This is a genomic window from Bradyrhizobium sp. LVM 105 (assembly GCF_003957705.1).
GTDB lineage: Bacteria > Pseudomonadota > Alphaproteobacteria > Rhizobiales > Xanthobacteraceae > Bradyrhizobium > Bradyrhizobium frederickii.
The window spans coordinates 382647-403352 of sequence record NZ_QZMV01000005.1 but is presented as its reverse complement, the minus strand read 5'-3'; the positions used below and the strand labels follow the sequence as shown (position 1 = coordinate 403352).

The 20706-nt window shown below is 65.0% G+C and carries 20 protein-coding genes and 1 tRNA gene; 6 read left to right on the top strand and 15 right to left on the bottom strand.

The features are described 5' to 3' along the window. Positions 1-128 precede the first annotated feature (128 nt). Entirely contained in the window at positions 129-392 is a 264-nt protein-coding gene (locus D6B98_RS17360) for a hypothetical protein (protein WP_126258158.1), read from the top strand. Positions 393-425: 33 nt separating this feature from the next. Here the strand turns inward: D6B98_RS17360 and D6B98_RS17355 are convergent, their stop codons facing one another. Next, positions 426-887, bottom strand: coding sequence for a host attachment protein (locus D6B98_RS17355; protein ID WP_126258157.1), 462 nt, complete (start codon positions 885-887; stop codon positions 426-428). 38 nt (positions 888-925) lie between these two features. Then, positions 926-1336, bottom strand: coding sequence for a DUF3775 domain-containing protein (locus D6B98_RS17350; protein WP_126258156.1), 411 nt, complete (start codon positions 1334-1336; stop codon positions 926-928). A gap of 237 nt (positions 1337-1573) precedes the next feature. Here D6B98_RS17350 and D6B98_RS17345 point away from each other — a divergent pair, with 237 nt between their 5' ends. From D6B98_RS17345 to D6B98_RS17335, 3 genes are all read left to right on the top strand, one after another. Further along, positions 1574-1864 (top strand): hypothetical protein, encoded by a 291-nt coding sequence (locus D6B98_RS17345; protein ID WP_126258155.1) that lies wholly within the window; start codon positions 1574-1576, stop codon positions 1862-1864. 169 nt (positions 1865-2033) lie between these two features. After that, positions 2034-2201: a hypothetical protein gene (locus D6B98_RS17340; RefSeq protein ID WP_347338956.1), complete on the top strand. Its 168-nt coding sequence runs from the start codon at positions 2034-2036 to the stop codon at positions 2199-2201. Between the two features lie 112 nt (positions 2202-2313). Further along, positions 2314-3282 (top strand): AraC family transcriptional regulator, encoded by a 969-nt coding sequence (locus D6B98_RS17335; RefSeq protein ID WP_164718676.1) that lies wholly within the window; start codon positions 2314-2316, stop codon positions 3280-3282. Positions 3283-3360: 78 nt separating this feature from the next. Here the strand turns inward: D6B98_RS17335 and D6B98_RS17330 are convergent. The 3 genes from D6B98_RS17330 to D6B98_RS17320 all read right to left on the bottom strand — a co-directional run bounded on the left by D6B98_RS17330 (position 3361) and on the right by D6B98_RS17320 (position 4847). Then, a tRNA-Arg gene (locus tag D6B98_RS17330) sits at positions 3361-3437 on the bottom strand. Positions 3438-3586: 149 nt separating this feature from the next. Then, positions 3587-4114, bottom strand: coding sequence for a hypothetical protein (locus D6B98_RS17325; RefSeq protein WP_126258153.1), 528 nt, complete (start codon positions 4112-4114; stop codon positions 3587-3589). A gap of 160 nt (positions 4115-4274) precedes the next feature. Further along, positions 4275-4847, bottom strand: a complete 573-nt coding sequence (locus D6B98_RS17320) for a hypothetical protein (protein ID WP_126258152.1) — start codon at positions 4845-4847, stop codon at positions 4275-4277. Positions 4848-5027: 180 nt separating this feature from the next. Between D6B98_RS17320 and D6B98_RS17315 the strand changes: the two genes are divergently transcribed. Beyond that, positions 5028-5411, top strand: a complete 384-nt coding sequence (locus D6B98_RS17315) for a VOC family protein (RefSeq protein ID WP_126258151.1) — start codon at positions 5028-5030, stop codon at positions 5409-5411. 149 nt (positions 5412-5560) lie between these two features. Here D6B98_RS17315 and D6B98_RS17310 read toward each other — a convergent pair whose 3' ends face one another. Beyond that, positions 5561-6058, bottom strand: coding sequence for a hypothetical protein (locus D6B98_RS17310; protein WP_126258150.1), 498 nt, complete (start codon positions 6056-6058; stop codon positions 5561-5563). A gap of 255 nt (positions 6059-6313) precedes the next feature. On the opposite strand from D6B98_RS17310, the gene D6B98_RS17305 reads away from it, so the two are divergent. Next, positions 6314-6667, top strand: coding sequence for a GrlR family regulatory protein (locus D6B98_RS17305; protein ID WP_164718693.1), 354 nt, complete (start codon positions 6314-6316; stop codon positions 6665-6667). Positions 6668-6722: 55 nt separating this feature from the next. On the opposite strand, the gene D6B98_RS17300 is transcribed toward D6B98_RS17305, so the two are convergent. The 9 genes from D6B98_RS17300 to D6B98_RS17260 all read right to left on the bottom strand — a co-directional run bounded on the left by D6B98_RS17300 (position 6723) and on the right by D6B98_RS17260 (position 20536). Further along, positions 6723-9410 (bottom strand): PAS domain S-box protein, encoded by a 2688-nt coding sequence (locus tag D6B98_RS17300; RefSeq protein WP_126258148.1) that lies wholly within the window; start codon positions 9408-9410, stop codon positions 6723-6725. 121 nt (positions 9411-9531) lie between these two features. Next, positions 9532-10446 (bottom strand): DMT family transporter, encoded by a 915-nt coding sequence (locus tag D6B98_RS17295; protein WP_126258147.1) that lies wholly within the window; start codon positions 10444-10446, stop codon positions 9532-9534. A 77-nt stretch (positions 10447-10523) separates the two neighbouring features. After that, positions 10524-11339: an NUDIX hydrolase gene (locus D6B98_RS17290; RefSeq protein WP_126258146.1), complete on the bottom strand. Its 816-nt coding sequence runs from the start codon at positions 11337-11339 to the stop codon at positions 10524-10526. 4 nt (positions 11340-11343) lie between these two features. Beyond that, positions 11344-12297, bottom strand: a complete 954-nt coding sequence (locus tag D6B98_RS17285) for a dihydrodipicolinate synthase family protein (protein WP_126258145.1) — start codon at positions 12295-12297, stop codon at positions 11344-11346. 108 nt (positions 12298-12405) lie between these two features. Further along, entirely contained in the window at positions 12406-13284 is an 879-nt protein-coding gene (locus D6B98_RS17280; protein WP_126258144.1) for an SDR family oxidoreductase, read from the bottom strand. A gap of 123 nt (positions 13285-13407) precedes the next feature. Continuing rightward, positions 13408-14268, bottom strand: coding sequence for a MaoC family dehydratase (locus tag D6B98_RS17275; protein WP_126258143.1), 861 nt, complete (start codon positions 14266-14268; stop codon positions 13408-13410). A gap of 257 nt (positions 14269-14525) precedes the next feature. Next, entirely contained in the window at positions 14526-14915 is a 390-nt protein-coding gene (locus tag D6B98_RS17270) for a Zn-ribbon domain-containing OB-fold protein (protein WP_126258142.1), read from the bottom strand. Further along, entirely contained in the window at positions 14915-16072 is a 1158-nt protein-coding gene (locus tag D6B98_RS17265) for a thiolase family protein (protein WP_126258141.1), read from the bottom strand. Before D6B98_RS17265 ends, D6B98_RS17270 begins: the two co-directional genes overlap by 1 nt. Positions 16073-17044: 972 nt before the next feature. After that, positions 17045-20536, bottom strand: coding sequence for an indolepyruvate ferredoxin oxidoreductase family protein (locus D6B98_RS17260; protein ID WP_126258140.1), 3492 nt, complete (start codon positions 20534-20536; stop codon positions 17045-17047). Positions 20537-20706: the final 170 nt, after the last annotated feature.

The window sequence follows — 20706 nt, the reverse complement described above, 5'->3', positions numbered from 1 at the left end:
GCAATTCTGTCACACCCACCCGGGAATCTGCGGGTTTGCCCGGGATTTCCGGGCGCCGGACGGGTGCCCCGGCGGCTCGAAATGGCTATAAATGGCTGACCTATTCGCGCGGGTCCCGGAGAATCGAGATGAGCAAGTTGACGCTAATCGCCGCGGTTGCGGCCCTGTCGGCCGCAATCCTAGCCCCTGGCCTGGCGGAGGCGGGGGGCCATCACCGGCACCACCGCGCCTACGCCAACCCGCTGCCCTACCCGATCAGCTATCTGCACAATTACGGTCCCGGCATCACCCCCGGCACCTTCGCCTATTACGACGGCCCCTCGACCAACCATTGTTACCAGAGCGCGGCCGCCTATCGCGGTCAGGACCGCCGCCGGCACCCCTGCTACTAAGGGACGCCGGCCGCGGCCTGTTTCCGGGCGCCTCTATTTGGCGGCGCCCGACAGCAGCAATTGCTTCTCGATCTCGTAGACCGGCAGCTTGACGAGATCCTTGCCGACCTCGCCCTGAAGCGCCTTGCGCACGAGGTCCGAGTAGTCGGCGCGGATCATGCCAAGCGCACGCGGCGAGGCCACCATGGTCAGGGAAGTGGTCTCGCCGGAGCTGACGGCGGCATCGAGCCGGCCGGCCAGGCTTCGCAGGAAAGCGCGCTCGGCCTCGTCGTGCCAATCGGTCTGCTCGACCGAGCTGCGGGCACCGCCGGCAGCGGCATGCACTCGCCCCGGCGCATCGCTCCCTTGCGCGCTGGTCGACGGATTCGGCTGCTCGTGCACCTCCTTGGTGTGAAGGTTGGGAAACATCTCGTCGCCGAGGTTCTCCAGAATCAGCGCCTTGCGCCCGTCGCACACCACCAGCCAGTCGCCCTTATCGATTCTCATTTTATCCATTGCAACTCTCCTTGAAACTTACCGACGCGCATCGAGCATCAGAGATGGTCTTCGAATTCCTCGAAAGACTTGCCGAACTGCGCCATCGCCTCCTCCAAATAGTCGGCGAGCATTGGCGTGCCGATCAGGTAGGAAGCCGTGCGCGCGTTGTGCGCCTGCGCGGCCTGGGCATGCAATTCGCGCCAATTGGAGAGATCGCCGTCGCCGCGGCCAAGCCAGGTCAGCGCCACCAGATCGATCTGCTCGTCAACATTGAGATCGCGAATGAAGCCCGCGAGCTCCGCACGGTCGGTGGTCCCGCCGCGCCCGTTGCGGCCATAGCTCATGTCATCGTCGCCAGACTCCAGGATGACGCCGCCTCCGGCCGCCTCGCTGTCGGACCGGCGCGATTTCGAGATGACGAAGAAGACTTTCTCCGGCGAGATCGACAGATTTGGAATGACTCGCATCCAGTTCACCTTGCCCGGCAGCGAGCCCCATGCTGCCGCCACACAGCAACACTATGAGCCGAGGCGGATTTGCGAATTGCGCAGGATCAAGGTCGGAACGGCATTAGGCATGCGGCCAAGCCCAGCCCGGTGGGCGGATTTGCTGAAGATCTGTTCATCAGGATTACATTTCGGCTCCGCCACAATTTGATCAGAACCACTTCGATATCCTGTCTTGCGTAAGCGGAGGAAGACATCATGACTCGCAAGATTGGCCTCGTCGCCGCAGGCCTGTTCAGTGCCATGTTGGGTGCTCTGGCGGCATCGCCAACGGCGTCTGCCATGCCTATCGCGCCCGCGCCTGCAACATCCGATATCGCCGGCGTCGAGCAGGTGCGCATGGTCTGCGACGCCTGGGGGCGCTGCTGGTGGCGCCCGAACTACTATGGATATTACAGGCCCCGGCCGTATTACGCCCCTCGATATTATGGGCCGCCGCGCTATTACGGCCCGCGCCATTATGGCTATTACGGCTATCGCGGCTGGTAACATGTGAAGGGGCCCTCCGGGGCCCCTCGCTCTTGCGAGATCACGTCTTGCGCCGTTGTCGTCAGCCTGAAGCGATTCCAGAACTGATCTAGATCAAAGATGAAACCGCCCACACCGTCATTCTGCGGTGATGGCCGAGTTGATCGTCTTTCGATGCCCCGAGACGGGCATGAACGTGCAGACGCATCTGGAGAAGCAGGAGAGAACAGAGGGGCGGAGCTTTGCGTCCTTTGCCTGCCCCGTCTGCCCACGCCTGCACTTCATCGACCTCGCTTCCGGAAAGCCGATGAGCGGGGAGCGTGGACGTGACATTGATCCGACAGACATCATGACATGATGTCCGCAATAGTACGGCCTGAAATTCGGTTTACTGGAACGCGATGTTTCGCCATTGATGGCGCTGCATCGACGTTCATTTGATTGTCACTTTTCAGCAGCCTGTCAGACCCATGTTGTTCGACGCTCTCACTCCGTCCTCCGCGCTACAGCTGATCGGCTTTGCCGACGTCGACGCGTTTCGACCGATCGAGTCGATGGAGGATGCCCGAAGCATTCCGCTCGACATCCCGAACTTCGCCGCGGCCCGCGCCGTCGTCTCCCTTCCGGCGTGCCGCATCATCGTGATGAGATCGTTCGCGCGCATCCTGGACACGGCCTATCGGATGCCGGGCGGGATGGTGATCCTGTCCATGACCGACGACCTCCAGGTCAACCTCAAGGGCCTGGATATCGATGCGCGCTTCTTCGTCACGCTCCGCGGCAACGATGAATGCCATTTCGTCGAGCCGCAGACCAATCATTACGCGATGATCATCTTCTCCCCCGGGCTGAAAGACCGGGGCTGGTTCGATCGCGCCGACGATTTGCGGGCCCGTGTCGCGAACCGGCCGGCCCTGCTCCACACGCGGCAACTCCTGCTCGACATCCTGCGGACCGCCTCGGTGCAGCCGCTCCTGTTCGAAACCACCGAAGTCGCGCTCCATCTCCAGGAAGGCCTGCTGCTCGCGCTCGACGATTTGTTTCAGACCGATTCGATGTCGGACCTGAGCGCCTCGGCCCAGGCCGAGCGTTCGATCAAGCTGGTGCAGCGGATCGACGATTACGTCGCGGCCCATCCGACCGCTGCGATCTATACCGCTGATCTCGCCGGCGAGTTCGGCGTCTCGATCCGGACGCTCGGCGGCGCGGTAAGCAAGGTGCGGGGCATGAGCCTGCATCAGTACATCCGGCTCAAGAGGCTGTGGGCGACCCGCGCCCGCCTCCTCAAGGGTGGCGGCGCCACCGTCACCACATGCGCGCGCGCCCAGGGCTTCCACCATCTGGGTGAATTTGCCGCGGCCTACCGCGCGATCTTCCACGAGACGCCCTCCGACACGCTGGCGCGTGGACGGCAGAGCGGTGTCCGTCAGGCTGACTGACCCAGCGAGCCCTTGCGACGGTGCCCAGCCTCAGCGCCGGTTCGGAACATATCTGGAACGGGCTGGACAAAGGAGGACTGGCGCGCTCGGAAGGATTCGAACCTCCGACCCTCGGAATCGAAATCCGATGCTCTATCCAGCTGAGCTACGAGCGCCTGGGCCCGATTGGACCAGAACCGGGAAACACCGCACCGTGGCTGGCGAGCCAGCGCACCGACGGGCGTTCGGATGGATTGGAATTAGCAGAGAGACTGACCAATAAAAAGCCCTCCCCGCCTCGTTTCGAAGCGGGGCGTGGCCGTTTTTACCAGGTGTTGCCGAAGAAGCCGAATTGCGGACGCTGCGCGACCATCATCGGCCGGTCCTGCTGTTGCGGTACCGAATGTGCCCTGGCGATCTTGCGCTTCGGCGGCTGCGCCTGAGGCGCCTGAGCAGGCTGGGCTTGCGCTTGAACCTGCGGCTTGGTGTCCGCCTTGTTCGCTGCGGCGGCGCCCGCCTTCGGTCCTCCCGGCGTGAACTGGGCGAACGTCTCGCGCACCCGCGCCTTGGCCGACATCTCGGCGAGGGCTGCCGACGTGCTGTCCTGCACCGGCGGCTGAGGCGCAACCACAGCGGCAGTTTTCATCGCAGCCGGGACGAGCGTGGGCTGGGTAGTGTCGAGCACGACACGCTCGGGCAGATGGCGATCGGAGCGAATCCGGATCAGCGGCTGATCATTGCTTGCGGTGGCGACGGCCTGCGCTACCGGCTGCGATGGCAGAACGAAGTCCGCTGCGAACAGCAGTGCGAGCAAAGCTCCACCGACAAAGACGAAATATCGAAAGACAGGCATTGGCCACGCTCCGCCCCCCGCATCCCCGCGTGGGCTCTCCGCCTCAACAGGCGATCTCTTAATTGGTTCCTGGCCCAGCCTTCCGGTTCAAATGGCGACGCGAGGTTTTTTGGCCAAGGGCCGCGGAGGGTAACTTTTCCGCTACCGGAACATGCCGCCTTTATGCGCGGCGTGCCGCAACCAAGGAACATTTCGCCTGATCGGCATTCACGTTGACGAAGCCGACGGGAATCCGGGCGTAGGTCTTGCGGCTCCTCATGCCGACCGGGTCTGCCAGCACGCGACTGCGATCGGTGAGATGGCTGCCATCGCGCCGCGCAAAGGCGCAGACGATCTCGACATCTTTTATGGCATAGTCGTTGTCGTTTCGCAGCGTGAACGTCACCAGGGCTTTCGAGCCAAGGCCGCCGCGGCGCCAGGTCTGCGAGGAAATCCTGAGACGACCAAGGTCCGCCATGGCCGGGACCTGAGCTTCGGAAGCCAGCGACGCCGATCCGGCCGGATCGTTCGAAGGAGCCGTCTCGACGGCTGCCACCTCCGACTTGACCTGCTCAGCGCTATTGCCTTTGGACAGAGGCAGCAGCATCCAGACGCCGCAGCCGACGATGATGGCCGCCAGCAACCACAGAAGGCTGCGACCAAATGAGACGCTTGCAATCGTGACGGCTCGCGCCAGTCGCTCGCCGGTCCCTGCAAAGCGCCTCAATCCGATCCGGTCGAGCCTGGCGTTCATGGTTGCTTCACCGATCGCAGCCGAAGCCGTCGAGCGACGGAATGGGCCACTGCTTACCTTAATCCGGAAGACGACCTAGGGTTCCCGCACGCTTGCGAATCGGCAAGGACGGTGGCGATCACCGACCACGGCCGCTAACATGCGCGGCAACATCGCGCAGGACCATCAGGAGACATCGAAATGCCAGTCGTCACTTGGGATCACGTCCATCTGCGCAGCCCCGATCCGGAGGCGACCGCAGCCTGGCTGCGGGACATCCTCGGTGGCGAGATCGTCCGCGCGCCGGGGCGGATCGACGTGAACCTTGGCGGCGCCAGGATCTTCATCGCGCCGCTCGAGGGCGACAGCGCGGTCAACCCGCCGCCTCCGCACCCGCATCAGGGCCTCGACCATTTCGGGCTGACCGTGAAGGACATCGATGCCGTCGCGGCCGAGATCAAGGCCAAAGGCGTCACCTTCACGCGCGAGCCGACCACGATCCGGCCCGGGGTGCGCATCTGCTTCATCCGCGGCCCCGAAGGCATCTCAATCGAGCTGCTCGAGCGGGACAACAAATATACCTGACACCGCGCGCGCCGCGTCGACGCATCGGGCAACATGCCGCCGAGGCCGCTAAAGCATGATCCGGAAAAGGGCGCAGCGGCCTTCCGAAAAGACCATGCTCAAACAATAACCTAGAGCGCGATGACGATTCTTCCTCGCCTCATCGCGCTTCAGGTCATACTGCCCGGCATGAAGCAGCGGACGGTGACGCCCATATAGCCGTAGATCGGCCACACCATGGTGCGCCCCACCCGGTTCGGCTCGGAGATCACGGCCTCCTCGGGGACATCGACCCAGACCAGCTCCTGCGGCTGTCCTTCCAGCCCGGAGCCGTAGCGCGGGAGGCGGACGCGGTAGTGCCCGTCCTTGCTGTCCCAGTCACTATCCGAGAGCGCCGAACCGTCGGCATCGGAGCAGCACGGCCCCTTGCCGCTGCGCAGGCCGTCGAACCAGGCTTTCAAATCCGGATTGGTGTTGGCGAACTGGCCGCGGTCGCGTGCCTGGCCGATGGGGGCTGCGAGCGCAAGCAAGACCAGGGCCCCTGCCAGTCTCGTCGCGCCTCGCCAGCGTGTTACGCTGCCGGAGCGCCGTCGTTCCGTTTTGCAATTCGTGGGACGCGCACTGTACAGACGCGGCTCATCGCCGCCGGAATCGATCCAGTTCCTCATCGTCTTGCTCCAGCACCCCGCGGCCAGTGCAGCTAGTTGTTGTGCATTTTGCGGGCCAACTCTGATTCGCAACGACCGGCCTCGCCCCATCATCAGACCGTCATGATTGCGTCAAGCACAAGTCGGGACAACTACGGCTCGCGGCAACCTCCGGCGGCGGCCGGCAAACTGCCGCGTTGCGCGGGGCGATACGCTTTGGCATAAAAGCCGGACCGGCTACGCCATTGGGCGATGGCGGCCGGCCCGTGGGACGTTATGAAGAACGGCCTCTATTCGATTCACGTGACCCTGCTCGATGGTCGAGTCGGCAAGGGCAGCGGCGTGATCCTTTTTCGCGACGGCAAGATTCTTGGCGGCGATGCCTACCTCTATTACACCGGCAGCTACGTGGTGAAGGACGACACCAGCTTCAAAGGCGAGGTGCTGGTGCAGCGGCACACCTCGCCGCGGGGCGACGACAATCCGCTGTTCGGCGGCCCTGCCCCGGTCGGCATCGGTGTCAACGGCACCTACACGGACACGCGCGCGGAGATGACGGGCACGGCGCTGGTCGGCAAAGCCAGCCTGATCTTCGGCGCAACGCTGCACAAGCTCGCTGACGTCGACTAAAGCGGATACCGGTTCGCGTCAAGAACGCGCGCCAAAACCAAAAGCTGGAGCGCGACTATTCCGCAGCCTGCTCCAGCGGCGCCACGCGCGGCAGGATGATCTGGATGCGCGTGCCGTTGCCCGGCTCGGAATCGAGATCGAGCCGCCCGCCGAGCCGATTGGTGACGATGCTGTAGACGATGTGCAATCCGAGGCCGGTGCCGCCCTGGTCGCGCCGCGTCGTGAAGAACGGATCGAAGGCGCGCCGACGCACGTCGAGCGACATGCCGCAGCCATTGTCGGAGAAGATGATCTCGACATTGTCCTTGCCGGACTCCCGCACCTGGATGTCGATCGTCCCCGGCCGGCCGTCCGGGAAGGCGTGCGCCACCGAATTGAGGAACAGATTGGTCAGCACCTGGCCATAGGGGCCCGGATAGCTGTTCATGGTGAGATCGGGCTGGCACTCGACATTGAGCGTCAGATTGTGCTTGCGCAGGCCCGGTCGCAGGCTCATCACCACCTGCTCGGTGAGGTCGCCGAGATCGAAAGTGCGCTGGTCCGAATAGTTGCGGTCGGCGGCGACCTGCTTGAACGACTGGATCAGCTCGGCGGCGCGGTTGAGATTGGAGACGAGCTGCGAGGACGCATCGCGGCTGGTGCTGAGGAAATCGTTGAGTGTGGAGCGGCGGAGCTCGCCGCGCTCGACCTCGGCGGTGAACATCGCAGTCTTGCGCTCCAGCGCGGAGGCGACAGTGAGGCTGATGCCGACGGGATTGTTGACCTCGTGCGCGACGCCGGCAACGAGGCGCCCGAGCGCGGCGAGCTTCTCGGCCTCGATCAGCGAGGCCTGCGTCTCGCGCAGATTACGCAGCGCGGTCTCGGCGGCTTCCTTGGCCTTGCGCATCTCCTGCTCACCGCGCTTGCGCTCGCCGATGTCGAGCGCGACGGTGACGATGCGCTCGATCTCGCCCTCGGCATCGAGCAGCGGCAGCTTGTTGACAAGCCATTGCCGCATGTTGCCGGAGACGTCCTTGTATTCCTCCTCGTAGAAGCCGAGCCCCTTTCGCAGGGCCAGCACGCGCTTGTCGTTCTCGTCGGTCTTGGCCGCGCCATAGCGCGACATCAGGTCCGCCGTGGTGCGGCCGAGCGCGTCGCCGGGCTCGATGCCGAAGATGCCGGCCATGTAGCGGTTCATCAGCACATAGCGCAGGTCGCGGTCCTTGACATTGATCACCGCCGGAACGGTGTCGATGACCTGCTGGAGCAGGCGCCGGCCTTCGGCAATGGCGTCTTCCGCCCGCTTCTGGTCGGTGATGTCTCGCAGCGTGCCCTCGTAGCGGACGATGTTGCCCGCTTCGTCCCGCACGCCGGTGGCGCTGTCGGAAAGCCACAGGATGTCGCCGCTGCGCTGGCGCACCTGATACTCGAATTCGCGCACCATGCCGTCACGCGCCATCAGCCGCTGGTATTCGGCGCGCGCCTCGGGATGGACATAGATCGTGTGGGCAATGTCGTTGATGCTGGCGATGAGATGCTGCGGGCTGTCGTAGCCCATCATCCGGGCCAGCGCCGGATTGGCGTTGAGGAGCTCGCCGGCCGGCGTCGTCACGTAGATGCCGTCGATCGAGCCCTCGAACAGTTTCCGGTAGCTCTCTTCGGCGAGGCGCTGCTCGGTGAGCGCGCGCACCGCCGCCTCGCGTGCCGTGTCGGCCTCCTCCAGCGCGCGGCGGAAGACTTCGGCGGCACGCGCGATGTCGCCGATCTCGTTGTCGAGGTCGGCCGACGGGATCGAGGTGTCTTTCCGGCCCGCCGCAAGCGCGCGGATGGAGCGTGCGATCTGAGCCAGCGGACGAACCGTCCGCCGCACCACGAAGCCGGCCGCCAGAATGCCGATCAGAACGCCGATGCTGCCCAGCACGATGCTCTGCCATCGCGCCTCCGTCAGCGTGCGGGCAAAGTCGCGCGACAGCACATGGCCGCGCCGGTCGCTGACCTCGCGCAGCAATTCGGTGACGCGGCCGATCAGCCGCCCCTCGGTTCCCAGCACCTCGCGGTCGATATCGGCGATCTGCCGCTCGCGGACGGCCACGGCCATAATGGCCTCGGCATAGTCGTTCACCGCCGCCTTGAGCTTGGCATCGCCGATGTCCAGTGCCCGCATGTTCTGGGCGGCCTGCTCCGCGGCGGACGGGTTGCGCGCGAGCAGCCCGAGCGCGATGCGGCTCTGGGTCTCCAACAGGCGCGAGGCCAGCTCACGGTCGGCGGTGCCGGAGACGGCCACATCGAACTGTTCGCGCAGCGGCGGCAGGCCGGCGAGCAGCTGGGCGCGGCGGTCGATCAGGGTCGATATCCGCTCGAGGCCGGTCCGATAGGTCGCGAGGCGTTCGGTGACCCCGTCGATCATGTCCTGCTGCTCTGGCGCGAGCTCGATGCGGGTCTTTTTCAGGATGTCGCTGAGCGTCGAGGCCGCCTCGCCCACCTGCTGGAACTGGATGCCGGCGCCGGGATCGGTGACGAAGTCGCGGGCGGCGAGGCGCAATTCGTTCATGCGGCGGTCGATGTCCTCGGCGAGGTCGCCGACGCTCTGGAGCCGCTGCAGCTCGGCGAAGGTGGTGTCGATGTGCCGGATCGCGATCACGCTCGCGGTCGAGGTGACGATGATCACCGCCAGCACCAACAGAAAGCTGCCGAAGGTGAGCTGGCCGATGGAGAGCGAGAAGGTTCGCTTTTTCTCAGGGGTCGGCGTCAATTCGGCGGACATTGGGATGATGAGAGGACCGGGCTATTGGCGGCCCAATATACGACGTATTGCCGCCCGGGGGGAACATGCCTCCGGACGCCGTTTATGCTTAATATCGCGGTCCCGGAGCCCCGTCCCCGACCTATGACGGTTTGACGCGCGCGAGCCGCCGGGCCGGGATCGTCATGGCGGCGACGCCGAGGACGACGCAGGCCAGCCCGATCCAGGCGGTCGGGCTCAGGCTCTCGCCGAGGAAGGCGACGCTGATGGCGACGCCGATGGGCACACGGAGATAGGCCTGCGCGGTGGTGCCGACCGAGCCAAGGGTCTGGATCAGGCGGAAGTAGATCGCAAACGCCGCGGCCGTCGAGAACACGGCGAGCGCAAGCAACGCCAGCACGGAGCTCAGCGACGGCGACAGCGTCCAGGGCTGATCGACCGCGAGCGAGGCCGGGATCAGCACGGCGGCCCCCGCCAGCAGCGAGCCGGCAGCCGGCGCCATCGGGTCGAGGCCCCCAAAGCTGCGGCCGAAGATCGCGGCGCAGGCGTAGCAGATGGTGGCCGCGACGATGGCGGCCTCGGCGAGGAGGCCGCCGCCGATGTCATGGAAGGCATCGACGCCGACGATGAGGCAGATGCCGGCCATCCCCGCCACCACGCCGAACAGCTTTCGCGGGCTCGTCGCCTCGTGGCGGGTGACGACGGCCGTGAGCAGGAAGGTGAAGATCGGTGCGGCGGAGTTGAGAATGGTGGCGAGGGCGGCATCGACATGGCGCTCGCCCCAGGCGATCAGCGTCCAGGGGACGACGCTGTTGAGCACGGCCTGGAACGCGAAGCGCCGCCAGGTCGCGGCGTCGCTGGGCATCTTGATGCCTCGCGCCCACAAGACGCCGAGCAGCAAGAGGCCCGCGATCGTGGTACGCGCGGCGATCAGCGTGATCGGCGGAATGGTGGCAACGCCGAGCTTGATGAACGTGTAGGAGCCGCCCCACAGCGTTGCGAGCGCGACCAGCAGCGTCAGCTCGGCGGCGATGTTGGTGTCCTGCCTGATATCCATGGCCTGCTCCGTCCTTCACAATGGACGGAACCTAACGCGACCACGGTCCTCAATACTTCGTCGGGCGTCGAAGTGTATTAGCCCAGCGCCCCGACCTCGAACACCTCGCCGTCATAGCCGGCCTCGCGGGGAATGCGGAGCTGGCGGCCGGTGTCGGTCTTGGTCATGACCGGCATCACCGTGACGATCGACAGGCTGCGGGCATGCTCGAGCGCGGCTTGCACCGTTGGCTGCTTCGCCAGCCGGATCAAATTGCGCGTGGTCGGGAACGGCAGCTTGAAGCGGCCGCTTTCGCCGCCCTCCACCGCCTCGCGCGGCGACACCCAGATCGAATCGGTGGATTCCCGGCCGTCATGGGCGCCGAGCTGGTCCGGCGGCGCGGCCGCCAGGAAGAACCAGGTGTCGAAACGCTTGGGCATGCCCTCCGGCGTGATCCAGTGCGCGTAAGGCACCAGCGTGTCGAGCGCGAGCTGCAGACCGTTGTCGGCCAGGATGCTCAGGAAGCTGACTTTGTGCTCGTTGAGCGCGACGCGATGCGCGTCTGCGATCTCGCCGGCACGCCTGGCGTCAACGGGAGCGCCCGTCGCCTTTGACCGCGCCAGCAGGATGCCGCTCTCCTCAAAAGTCTCGCGGATCGCGGCGATACGAAAACCCCGGTCCGCCTCGCTCAAGCCCTCCCCGCCCGAATAGAGGTCCGCACGGGCGACGATCTCCTTGTCGCCGGCATCGACGCTGCCGCCGGGAAACACCAGCGCGCCCGAGTTGAACTCGATCTGATGATGGCGAACCATCATGAAGACCTCGATCTCGCCGCGGCTCTTGCCGTCGGCCTGCGCGCCGTCACGGAGCAGGAGGATCGTCGAGGCCGGGCGTGATGCTGATGTCTCGGCCATGCAGCTAACCTGCGGCGCTGGATTGCGGGCCGAGATTGGCGCGCTTGTCGAAGCGGGCGACGCGTGACAGCAGATAATCCACTTCGGCCTTCGCCGTCGCGGTGATCGTCGCGCCGGGCTTGCGCTGCGCGCTGGAGGCGATGATGCCGCGCTTCTGCAGCACGTATTTGCGCACGGTCAGGCCGACCCCGGGCTGCTGCTCGTAGCGGATCAGCGGCAGATGCGCGTCGAACAGATCATGCGCGGCATCGCGCTTGCCGGCCTTGGAGAGGTTGACGACGTCGATCAGAAGCTCCGGGAAGGCGTAGCCGGTCATGGCGCCGTCGGCGCCGCGCTCCATCTCGAAGTCCAGGAACGTGCCGCCATTGCCGCAGAGGATCGAGAGCGGCCGGAGCGAGCCGTCCTTCTGGAAGCCGCGCAGCGTCGTGATCTTCTCCAGGCCCGGCCAGTCCTCGTGCTTGAGCATCACGCAGTTCGGATTGTCCATGACGATCTTGCGGATCACGGCGGGGGTGAACACCACCTGCAAGGTGAGCGGGTAATCCTGCAGCACCCAGGGCACGTCGGGGCCGATCGCCTCGGCCGCCTGCTTGAAATAGCCGATGATCTGATCGTCGGTGCGCAAGCTTGGCGGCGGTGCGATCATCACGCCGGCCGCGCCGGCGTCCATCGAGGCCTTGGCCAGCGAGCGCATGGTGGCAAAGCCCGGCGCGGAGACGCCGACGATGACCTGCATCTTCTTGGCGCGCTTGACGTAACGCACCGCCACCTGCTCGGCCTCGCTGGCATCGAGCTTCGGGGCCTCGCCGAGGATGCCCAGCACCGTGACGCCGTCGCAGCCGACCTCCTCGTAGAAATCGGTCAAACGGTCGATCGAGCGCTCGTCGATGCGGCCGTCGTCATGGAACGGCGTCGGCGCGATTGCGAAAGTGCCCTTGGCGTCGGCGGTGAGTTTCATCAGTCCTCTTGTCCTCTTGTTCGTCATTCCGGGGCGATGCGCAGCATCGAACCCGGAATCTCGAGGTTCCGGGTTCACGCTACGCGTGCCCCGGAACGACAGTTCAAGCTAAAACCGCCGCGCGCCCATCTTGATCTGCTCCTCGGAGAAGAAGATCTCCTTGGCATGATCGGCGATGTCCCGGGCGTTCCAGCCCGTGTGCGGCGGCTTCCAGCCGTCCATTTCCATCATCCGCATTTCGCGCACGCCGCGGGGCCCGGACACGCCCAGCACCTTGCCGGTCTGGTCGCCCGACAAGTCGCTGACCATGTATAGCACGGCCGGCGCGATGCCGTCCGGCCCCAGCGCCGCTCCGGGGTTCTCCTTATAGCGGGGCAGGTCTGCGGTCATGCGGGTCAGGGCGCCGGGGGCGAGCGTCCAGATCCGGATGTTGTACTTCCGGCCCTCGATCGCCAGCACGTTGGACAGGCCCCAGATGCCGCCCTTGGCCGCGCCGTAATTGGTCTGGCCGAAATTGCCGATCAGCCCTGAGGTCGAGGAGGTGTTGACGATGACGCCGCCGCCGTTGTCCCGCATCCAGCGAAACACCGGCAGGGTGCAACAAAAGGTGCCCTTCAGGTGCACCTTGATGACCTTGTCCCAGTCGGCCTCGCTGGCCTTGTGAAAGGTCTGGTCGCGCAGGATGCCGGCATTGTTGACCAGGATGTCGGCGCGGCCGAAATGCTTGATGGCGTCGTCGAACACCGACTGGCCGCCCTCCAGGGTGGAGATGTCGGCGCCGTTGGCGACCGCCTTGCCGCCCTCGGCCTTGATCGCATCCACCACCTGCTGCGCCATGGACTTGTCGGCGCCGGACCCGTCACGGGGCCCGCCGAGGTCGTTGACGACGACCGAGGCCCCTTCCCGCGCGAACAGCTTTGCGTAGGCCTCGCCGAGCCCCCCGCCCGCACCGGTGATCAGCGCAACCTTGCCGTCGAGCAATCCCATGGTGGCGTCTCCCTGTTTGTTATTGTCATTCCGGGGCAGCGCGCAGCGCTGAACCCGGAATCCAGAGATTGTAGCGCGAGATTCCGGGTTCGCGCTGCGCGCGCCCCGGAATGACAACGGAGATTAACCCAGCACCGTCTTGCCGTTCTTGATCACGGTGACGCCGCGCGACTTCACCTTGGCTTCGAACGAGATCACGTTGCCGTCCTTCCAGAGATCCATGGTCACGGTCTCGCCGGGATAGACCGGCGAGGAGAACCGCGCGACGTGCTGGCGGAACGCGTTGGCGTCGTAGTCGGCATAGGTCTGGAGCACGCCGCGGCAGGTAATGCCGTAGGTGCACATGCCGTGCAGGATCGGGCGCGGGAAGCCGGCCTTCTTGGCGAACTCGGGATCGGAGTGCAGCGGGTTGCGGTCGCCGCAGAGGCGATAGACCAGCGCCTGGTCGGGACGCGTGGTGATGTCGATGGTCCTGTCGGGGCTGCGCGATGGGATCTTGTGCGGATCGGGTTGGGTCAGGTTCGGCCCGCCAAAGCCGCCATCGCCGCGGGCGAAGCGCGAGGCGACGAGGGTTGCGAGCTTCTCGCCCTTCTCGTTCTTCAGCACGGTCTGATGCACGATGACGACGCCCTTGTCCTTGCCCTTGTCGTAGACCTCGAGCACGGAGGAATCGGCGGTGATGTTCGCGGCCACCGGCAGCGGCTGGTGGAAGGTGATGTCGCGCTCGCCGTCGACCACCATGACGCGGTTGAGGTTCATCTCGCCCGGCCCCGAGCCCCACGCCGCCACGGACGCAAAGGTCGGCACCACCTTGAGCGGCCGCGGCGTCAACGTGCCCTCGTTGACGAAGGCGAGCTCGTTCTCGTCCATGGGATCGGCGCCGAGGCCGATGCCGTAGGCGTAGAGCATCACCTCGCGATCGGTGTAGGCGTATTTCTGGCCGAGGCTTTTGAGGGACTTGAGCTCTTCGTATCTGGCGGACATTTTGTTTGGTTTCCTCTGGTTCTCATCCTCATGGTGAGGAGGCGCTCTTGCGCCGTCTCGAACCATGAGGATGCCCGAAACGCTTCTTCGTTGTGGCCATCCTTCGAGACGCTTGCTTCGCAAGCTCCTCAGGATGAGGACCGTCCTACACAAGGTGGAGGACGGAGAATTCGTAGGATGGGTAGAGCGCAGCGAAACCCATCATTGCCTGCGTCGGTGGGTTTCGCTTCGCTCTACCCACCCTACGCAGCTTCGCGTCAGGCCGGCGTGAAGAACGGCAGCGGCGCGCCGTCGGTCGGCTTGAACACCACCTTCACCTTCTGGCCGATCTTGAGCGTCGTGAGATCGCAGTCGACGAAATTGGTCTGCACCGACGGCCCCTCCTTCAGCGTGACATAGCCAATCGCATAAGGGCCGGTCGGCGACTTCCGCATCAGGCTCCAGGTGTAGATCGTGCCCTCGCCCGAGGCCTGCTCCCACACCGTCTTGTCGGAATAGCAGAACGGGCAGATCGAGCGCGGGAAGTAGTGCGCCTCGCCGCACGCCGTGCAGCGCTTGATCATGAACTTGCCCTCTTTCGCCGCGTCCCAGAACGCGGCGGTCTCGGGGTTCGTCACCGGGGCCGGATACTTCTTCGCTTCACTCATCACACGCGCTCCAGAATGGCCGTCGAGGCGGCGTGGCGGACGCCCAGGAGGCCGCCGGTGCCGTGGGCGATGGCGAGATCGCAATTCTTGACCTGCACCTTCGGATGCGCCTCGCCGCGCAGCTGCCGTACGGCCTCGATGATCTTGGTCATGCCGCCGCGGTTGACGGGATGGTTGCTGCAGAGGCCGCCGCCGTCGGTGTTGAACGGCAGCTTGCCGACGCCCGAGATCAGGTTGCCGTCGGCGACGAACTTGCCGCCCTCGCCCTTCTTGCAGAAGCCGAGGTCCTCGAGCTGCATCAGCACCGTGATGGTGAAGCTGTCGTAGATCGAGGCGTACTTGATATCCTTCGGCGTGATGCCGGCTTCCTCGAATGCACGCGGGCCGGACCAGATTCCGGCCGAATAAGTGAGGTCGAGATCCTTGCCGCCACGCGGGCCCTTCATCGCCTCGCCATGGCCGATCAGGCGCACCAGCGGCTTCTTCAGGCTCTTGGCGATCTCGGGCGTCGTCACGATCAGCGCGCCGCCGCCGTCGGAGACGACGCAGCAATCCATGCGGTGGAGGGGATCGGAGATCATCGGCGAGTTCAGCACGTCCTCGACGGTGACGACGTCCTTGAGCATCGCATGCGGATTGTACTGAGCGTGATGCGAGGCCGCGACCTTGATCCAGGCCAGCTGCTCCGACGTGGTGCCATAGTCGTGCATGTGGCGCATGGCACACATGCCGTAGGCATTGTGCGTAGTGGCCCCGTAAGCGGATTCGAAATCGGCCTCGGCGCCGGCGGCGCGCGGCGGCATCGCGCCGGTGCGCGGCTTGCCGGCCAGCGTCACAAGCGCGATCGAGCACTTGCCCGCGGCGATCGCCTCGGCGGCATGACCGAGATGGATGATGTAGGAGCAGCCGCCGGTCTCGGTGGAATCGATATGGCGGAGCTTCTTGGTGTTCAGGCCGAGATAATCGACCATCGGCCAGGCGCCGCCGGGCGCATCGCCCGCGCAGAAATAGCCGTCGATGTCGTCCTTGCTGATCCCTGCATCCTCGATCGCCCCCTTGGCGACCTCGGCGTGGAGCTGGGCGGTGGATTTGTCCGGCGCATGCCGGGTCGGGTGTTCGTAGATCCCGGCAATGTAGGCCTTGCCCTTGATGGTCAAACTCAGGTCTCCGCTCGCGTTTCTTATTGCCCCGTTTTTCTGAACCGCGGTGGGCGGATTGGCAAGCGCGGAAATATTCCGTCCTGCGAGAGGGCCGCGGGCGAGCGCAAGCGGGGTGGAAACGAGCCCCGAATTCAGCACCGTCATCCTGAGGTGCGAGCCATGCGGCGCAACGCGCCGCTTGGGGAGCCTCGAAGGATGCACGGCCGGGATGCTGCAGCGCTCTCCCTGCCGCAACGGTCGTGCCGTCGTCCTTCGAGGCTCGCCGAAGAGGCTCGCGCCTCAGGATGACGGTCTTGCATTACTCCCTGCCTCAGCAGAGCGATTGCGAGCGCGTTGAAACATCCTCGCGGCGGTTCTCGCCCGAGCTTTGCTTCCGTCTTGCCCCCTCCAAAAACAGAGGGCGCAGGGAAGACCGGGTGCCGGCTGGGCACCACGGTCCGCTGTGCGCGAAATGCGCGAAGAACAGATGCACAGCGGCATACAGGTGAAGCCAAACATCCGGCCTTCCCTGCGCAGTGGTTTTACGGCTTATGTCGCGCTCTCCCCGGGGAGCGTTGCACTATTGCCCCCGTCGCCTTGCGAGTGATCGCAAGACTTGACGCACAGACCCCGGACGTCAGGACCACACGATTTTGCCGTACGCAGGACCGCGCCTGTCGTATGCACGAGACGATTGCCCGTGCGACGCAGCCCGCGTCCACCGCCGCTCACCCCGCGTTTCGTGACGATCGCGATACGCCCCTCTGACTGGGATGAGGTGACGGACGAATACGACAACTCCGAATTTCGGTAAAGCGGAATATCTTTGCGGGTGCGGATTGACCCACGCATGGGTGTTTTGCCCGGCGGGCAACGCAAGCGATGGTGTCGTAGGGTGGGCAAAGCGAAGCGTGCCCACGTGTTCTTCGTAATCAATGGCGAGGTGGTGGGCACGGCGCTTTGCGCCTTTGCCCACCCTACGGGACCGTCCTACTCCGCCGCGATCTGCCTTGGCGCCGGCGGCGGGTTTGCCAGATCGGCGGCGAGCTGCGCGTAACGCACCTTGGCGTCGTTCACCGCCTTCTCCTTCACCGGGCCGTAGCCGCGGATGCGGTCGGGCAGCGAGAGCAGCTCGACGGCGGTGTCGATCGTCACCGGCGACAACAGGCCGAGCACGGTCGTGACGTCCTTCTCGTAGCCGGCGATCAGGTCGCGCTCGAGCTTGCGGTCGGCGCTGCGGCCGAAGATGTCGAACGGGGTGCCGCGCAGGAATTTGAACTTCGCCAGCACGCGGAAGACTTTCAGCATCCACGGGCCGAAGGCGCGCTTCTTCGGGCGCCCCAGCGCATCGACGCCGCTCGCCAAAATCGGCGGCGCGAGGTTGAAGTTGAACTTGAAATCGCCCTCGAACTGATCGCGGAGCTGCTGCTCGAAAGCACCGTCGGTGTAGAGGCGCGCGACTTCATACTCGTCCTTGTAGGCCAGCAGCTTGGCATAGTTCACCGCGACCGCGCGCGGCAGCGCATCGCCGTAGCCGCCCTTCACCGCGGCATCGCGAACCTGATCCACCAGCTTGCGATAGCGCTTGGCCAGACGGCTGTTCTGATAGGCGGTCAGATGCTTGACGCGATGCTCGATGACCTCGTCCAGCGTCATCGCATCCAGCGTCTTGGGCGCAACGACCTCATCTGTGCCCTTCAGCATATCGGCCAGGCGCTGGGGATCTGCGACCGCGAGGCGGCCGAGGCGGAAGGCTTCCTTGTTCATCTTGATCGAGACGCCGTTGACCTCGATCGCCTGCTCGATCGCTTCCGCCGACAGCGGGAACAGACCCTTCTGATAGGCGTACCCCATCATCATCATGTTGGTGGCGATGGCATCGCCGAGCAGTTGCTCGGCCGGCTTGGTGAAGTCGAAGAAGATGGAGTCCTTATGCAGCGCCGTCTCCAGCACCGCGTTCAGCTTGCGGGTCTGGAAGTTGAAGTCGCGGTTGAGGACGAAATCGGCGGTGGGAATGACGTGGCTGTTGATGATGCCGCGGGTGCGGCTGGAGTCACACAGCGAGATGGTGTCCTTGGCGACGGCAACCACTTCATCTGCCGCAAGCACCAGATCGGCCGTGCCGGTGACGATGCGCGAGCAGGTCACCTCTGCCGGATGATCCGACAGGCGGACGTGGCTGAGCACCGCCCCACCCTTCTGCGCCAGGCCTGACATGTCGAGGATCATCGAGGCCTTGCCCTCGATATGGGCGGCCATGCCGAGCAGCGCACCGATGGTGAGCACGCCAGTGCCGCCGACGCCGCCGACCGCGATGTTGTACGGCCTATCAAGCGTCGGACGCGACGCCGGCTCGGGCAATTCGCCGATCTCGCTGAGCTCAGCCGGTGCGCGGTGGCGCGGCTTGCCGCCGTCCACGGTGACGAAGGACGGGCAGAAACCCTTGAGGCAGGAATAATCCTTGTTGCAGGACGACTGGTTGATGGCGCGCTTGCGGCCGAACTCGGTCTCCAGCGGCTCGACCGAGATGCAGTTCGACTGCACCGAGCAGTCGCCGCAACCTTCGCAGACCGCCGGATTGATCATGACGCGGCGCGCCGGATCTTCCATCAGGCCGCGCTTGCGGCGGCGGCGCTTCTCGGCCGCGCAAGTCTGCACGAACACGATGGCCGAGGTGCCCTTGTACTCCCGGCACATCTTCATGACCTTGTCGAGCTCGTCGCGGTGATACTTCTTCACGCCGGGCGCGATGGTGTCGGCCGGATAGGAGTCGGGCGCCTCCGAGACCAGGTAGATCTCGCGGATGCCTTCGGCATGGAGCTGGTGGGTGATCTGCTGCGGCGAGAGATCGCCGTCGTGGCGCTGGCCGCCCGTCATGGCGACGGCGTCGTTGTAGAGGATTTTGTAGGTGATGTTGGTCTTGGAGGCGACCGCCTGGCGGATCGCAAGAATGCCGGAGTGGAAGTAGGTGCCGTCGCCGAGATTGGCGAAGATGTGGTTCTCGTTGGTGAACGGCGCGATGCCGACCCACGGCACGCCCTCGCCGCCCATATGCGTAAAGGTCTCGGTCGAGCGGTCCATCCACAGCGCCATGAAATGGCAGCCGATGCCGGCGAGCGCTCGGCTGCCTTCGGGCACCTTGGTCGACGTATTGTGGGGGCAGCCGGAGCAGAAATAAGGAGTGCGGGAGACGGGTGCGACCGCCTGCATCTGAGTCGCCTGGCGGCCGTTGAACCAGTCGGCCTTGACGCGGAGCATCTCCGCGATTTCAGGGTTGAGATTGAGCCTGAGAAGTCGCTCGGTGAGCGAGGTCGCAAGCGAGGCGACGCTGAGCTCGGCGGCGAAGGTCAAAAAGCGCTTGTCGTGCTCGTCCATCTTGCCGACGATGCGCGGGCGGACGTCGTCGCGCCAGTTGAACAGCTCCTGCTTGACCTGGTTCTCGACGATCTCGCGGCGCTCTTCGACGATGAAGATCTCTTCGAGCCCGACCGCGAACTGACGCACGCCTTCCGGCTCGAGCGGCCAGGGCATGCCGATCTTGTAGAGGCGAAGGCCGATCTTTGCGGCGACCTCCTCGGTGATGCCGAGCTCGCGCAACGCCTGGCGGACGTCCTCATAGCTCTTGCCCGAGGCCATGATGCCGAAGCGAGCATTCGGCGAATCCATGGTGACGCGGTTGACCTTGTTGGCGCGCGCAAAGGCGATGGCGGCAAAGCCCTTGTAATCCTGCAGCCGGCGGTCTTGCTCGAAACGGTCATCGGGCCAGCGCAGATTGAGGCCGCCGGGCGGCAGCTCGAAATCGGCGGGGATGATGAAGGGCTTCATCTCGTCGGTGAGGTCGATCTCGGCGGTGGTTTCCACCGTCTCCGTGATCACCTTCATGCCGACCCAGCAGCCGGAATAGCGCGACATCGCGATGCCGAGCAGGCCCATCTCGATCATCTCGTGGATGCTCGAGGGATAGAGATAGGGCATCAGCGCGGACATGAAGGCGTGGTCGGACTGATGCGGGACGGTGGAGGATTTTGCGCCGTGGTCGTCACCGGCGAGGCACAGCACGCCGCCGTTCTTGGCCGAGCCCGCGGCATTGCCGTGGCGGAACACGTCGCCGCAGCGATCGACGCCGGGGCCCTTGCCGTACCAGATGCCGACCACGCCGTCGTACTTCGCGCCGGGCGAGAGGTTGAGCTGCTGCGAGCCCCAGACCGCAGTGGCCGCCAGATCCTCGTTCACGCCGGGCTGGAACTTGATGTTGTACTGTTCGAGATGCTTGCGGGCGGCAAAGAGCTGCTGGTCATAGCCGCCGAGCGGGGAGCCGCGATAGCCGGAGATGAAGCCGGCGGTGTTCAGCCCCGCCGCGCGGTCGCGCCGGATCTGGGCCATGGGCAGGCGGACCAGGGCCTGAATGCCCGTGGTGAAGACGTGCCCGGTCTCCTGCGTGTATTTCTGATCGAGACTGATCGGACCCTGGTTGATGCCCATGCTGTCCTCTTTTGCCGCCCTGTTCAGGTCTTGCCGACTTAAGCCGTTGCCGTCCCGTTGTTTTTAGCTAGGGCGCGCCGACCAATTCCGCCACTCTATGTCGGATATTTCACGCTCCGCATCACAAATCTGGAGCAAGGCGAGCGCCGGGTAAAAATCGCAATTTCGTG

Bases quoted from the DNA above. Each gene is read 5' to 3' on its own strand.
- D6B98_RS17360 (WP_126258158.1), top strand. From the start codon at position 129: ATGAGCAAGTTGACGCTAATCGCCGCGGTTGCGGCCCTGTCGGCCGCA.
- D6B98_RS17355 (WP_126258157.1), bottom strand. From the start codon at position 887: ATGGATAAAATGAGAATCGATAAGGGCGACTGGCTGGTGGTGTGCGAC.
- D6B98_RS17350 (WP_126258156.1), bottom strand. From the start codon at position 1,336: ATGCGAGTCATTCCAAATCTGTCGATCTCGCCGGAGAAAGTCTTCTTC.
- D6B98_RS17345 (WP_126258155.1), top strand. From the start codon at position 1,574: ATGACTCGCAAGATTGGCCTCGTCGCCGCAGGCCTGTTCAGTGCCATG.
- D6B98_RS17340 (WP_347338956.1), top strand. From the start codon at position 2,034: ATGAACGTGCAGACGCATCTGGAGAAGCAGGAGAGAACAGAGGGGCGG.
- D6B98_RS17335 (WP_164718676.1), top strand. From the start codon at position 2,314: ATGTTGTTCGACGCTCTCACTCCGTCCTCCGCGCTACAGCTGATCGGC.
- D6B98_RS17325 (WP_126258153.1), bottom strand. From the start codon at position 4,114: ATGCCTGTCTTTCGATATTTCGTCTTTGTCGGTGGAGCTTTGCTCGCA.
- D6B98_RS17320 (WP_126258152.1), bottom strand. From the start codon at position 4,847: ATGAACGCCAGGCTCGACCGGATCGGATTGAGGCGCTTTGCAGGGACC.
- D6B98_RS17315 (WP_126258151.1), top strand. From the start codon at position 5,028: ATGCCAGTCGTCACTTGGGATCACGTCCATCTGCGCAGCCCCGATCCG.
- D6B98_RS17310 (WP_126258150.1), bottom strand. From the start codon at position 6,058: ATGAGGAACTGGATCGATTCCGGCGGCGATGAGCCGCGTCTGTACAGT.
- D6B98_RS17305 (WP_164718693.1), top strand. From the start codon at position 6,314: ATGAAGAACGGCCTCTATTCGATTCACGTGACCCTGCTCGATGGTCGA.
- D6B98_RS17300 (WP_126258148.1), bottom strand. From the start codon at position 9,410: ATGTCCGCCGAATTGACGCCGACCCCTGAGAAAAAGCGAACCTTCTCG.
- D6B98_RS17295 (WP_126258147.1), bottom strand. From the start codon at position 10,446: ATGGATATCAGGCAGGACACCAACATCGCCGCCGAGCTGACGCTGCTG.
- D6B98_RS17290 (WP_126258146.1), bottom strand. From the start codon at position 11,339: ATGGCCGAGACATCAGCATCACGCCCGGCCTCGACGATCCTCCTGCTC.
- D6B98_RS17285 (WP_126258145.1), bottom strand. From the start codon at position 12,297: ATGAAACTCACCGCCGACGCCAAGGGCACTTTCGCAATCGCGCCGACG.
- D6B98_RS17280 (WP_126258144.1), bottom strand. From the start codon at position 13,284: ATGGGATTGCTCGACGGCAAGGTTGCGCTGATCACCGGTGCGGGCGGG.
- D6B98_RS17275 (WP_126258143.1), bottom strand. From the start codon at position 14,268: ATGTCCGCCAGATACGAAGAGCTCAAGTCCCTCAAAAGCCTCGGCCAG.
- D6B98_RS17270 (WP_126258142.1), bottom strand. From the start codon at position 14,915: ATGAGTGAAGCGAAGAAGTATCCGGCCCCGGTGACGAACCCCGAGACC.
- D6B98_RS17260 (WP_126258140.1), bottom strand. From the start codon at position 20,536: ATGGGCATCAACCAGGGTCCGATCAGTCTCGATCAGAAATACACGCAG.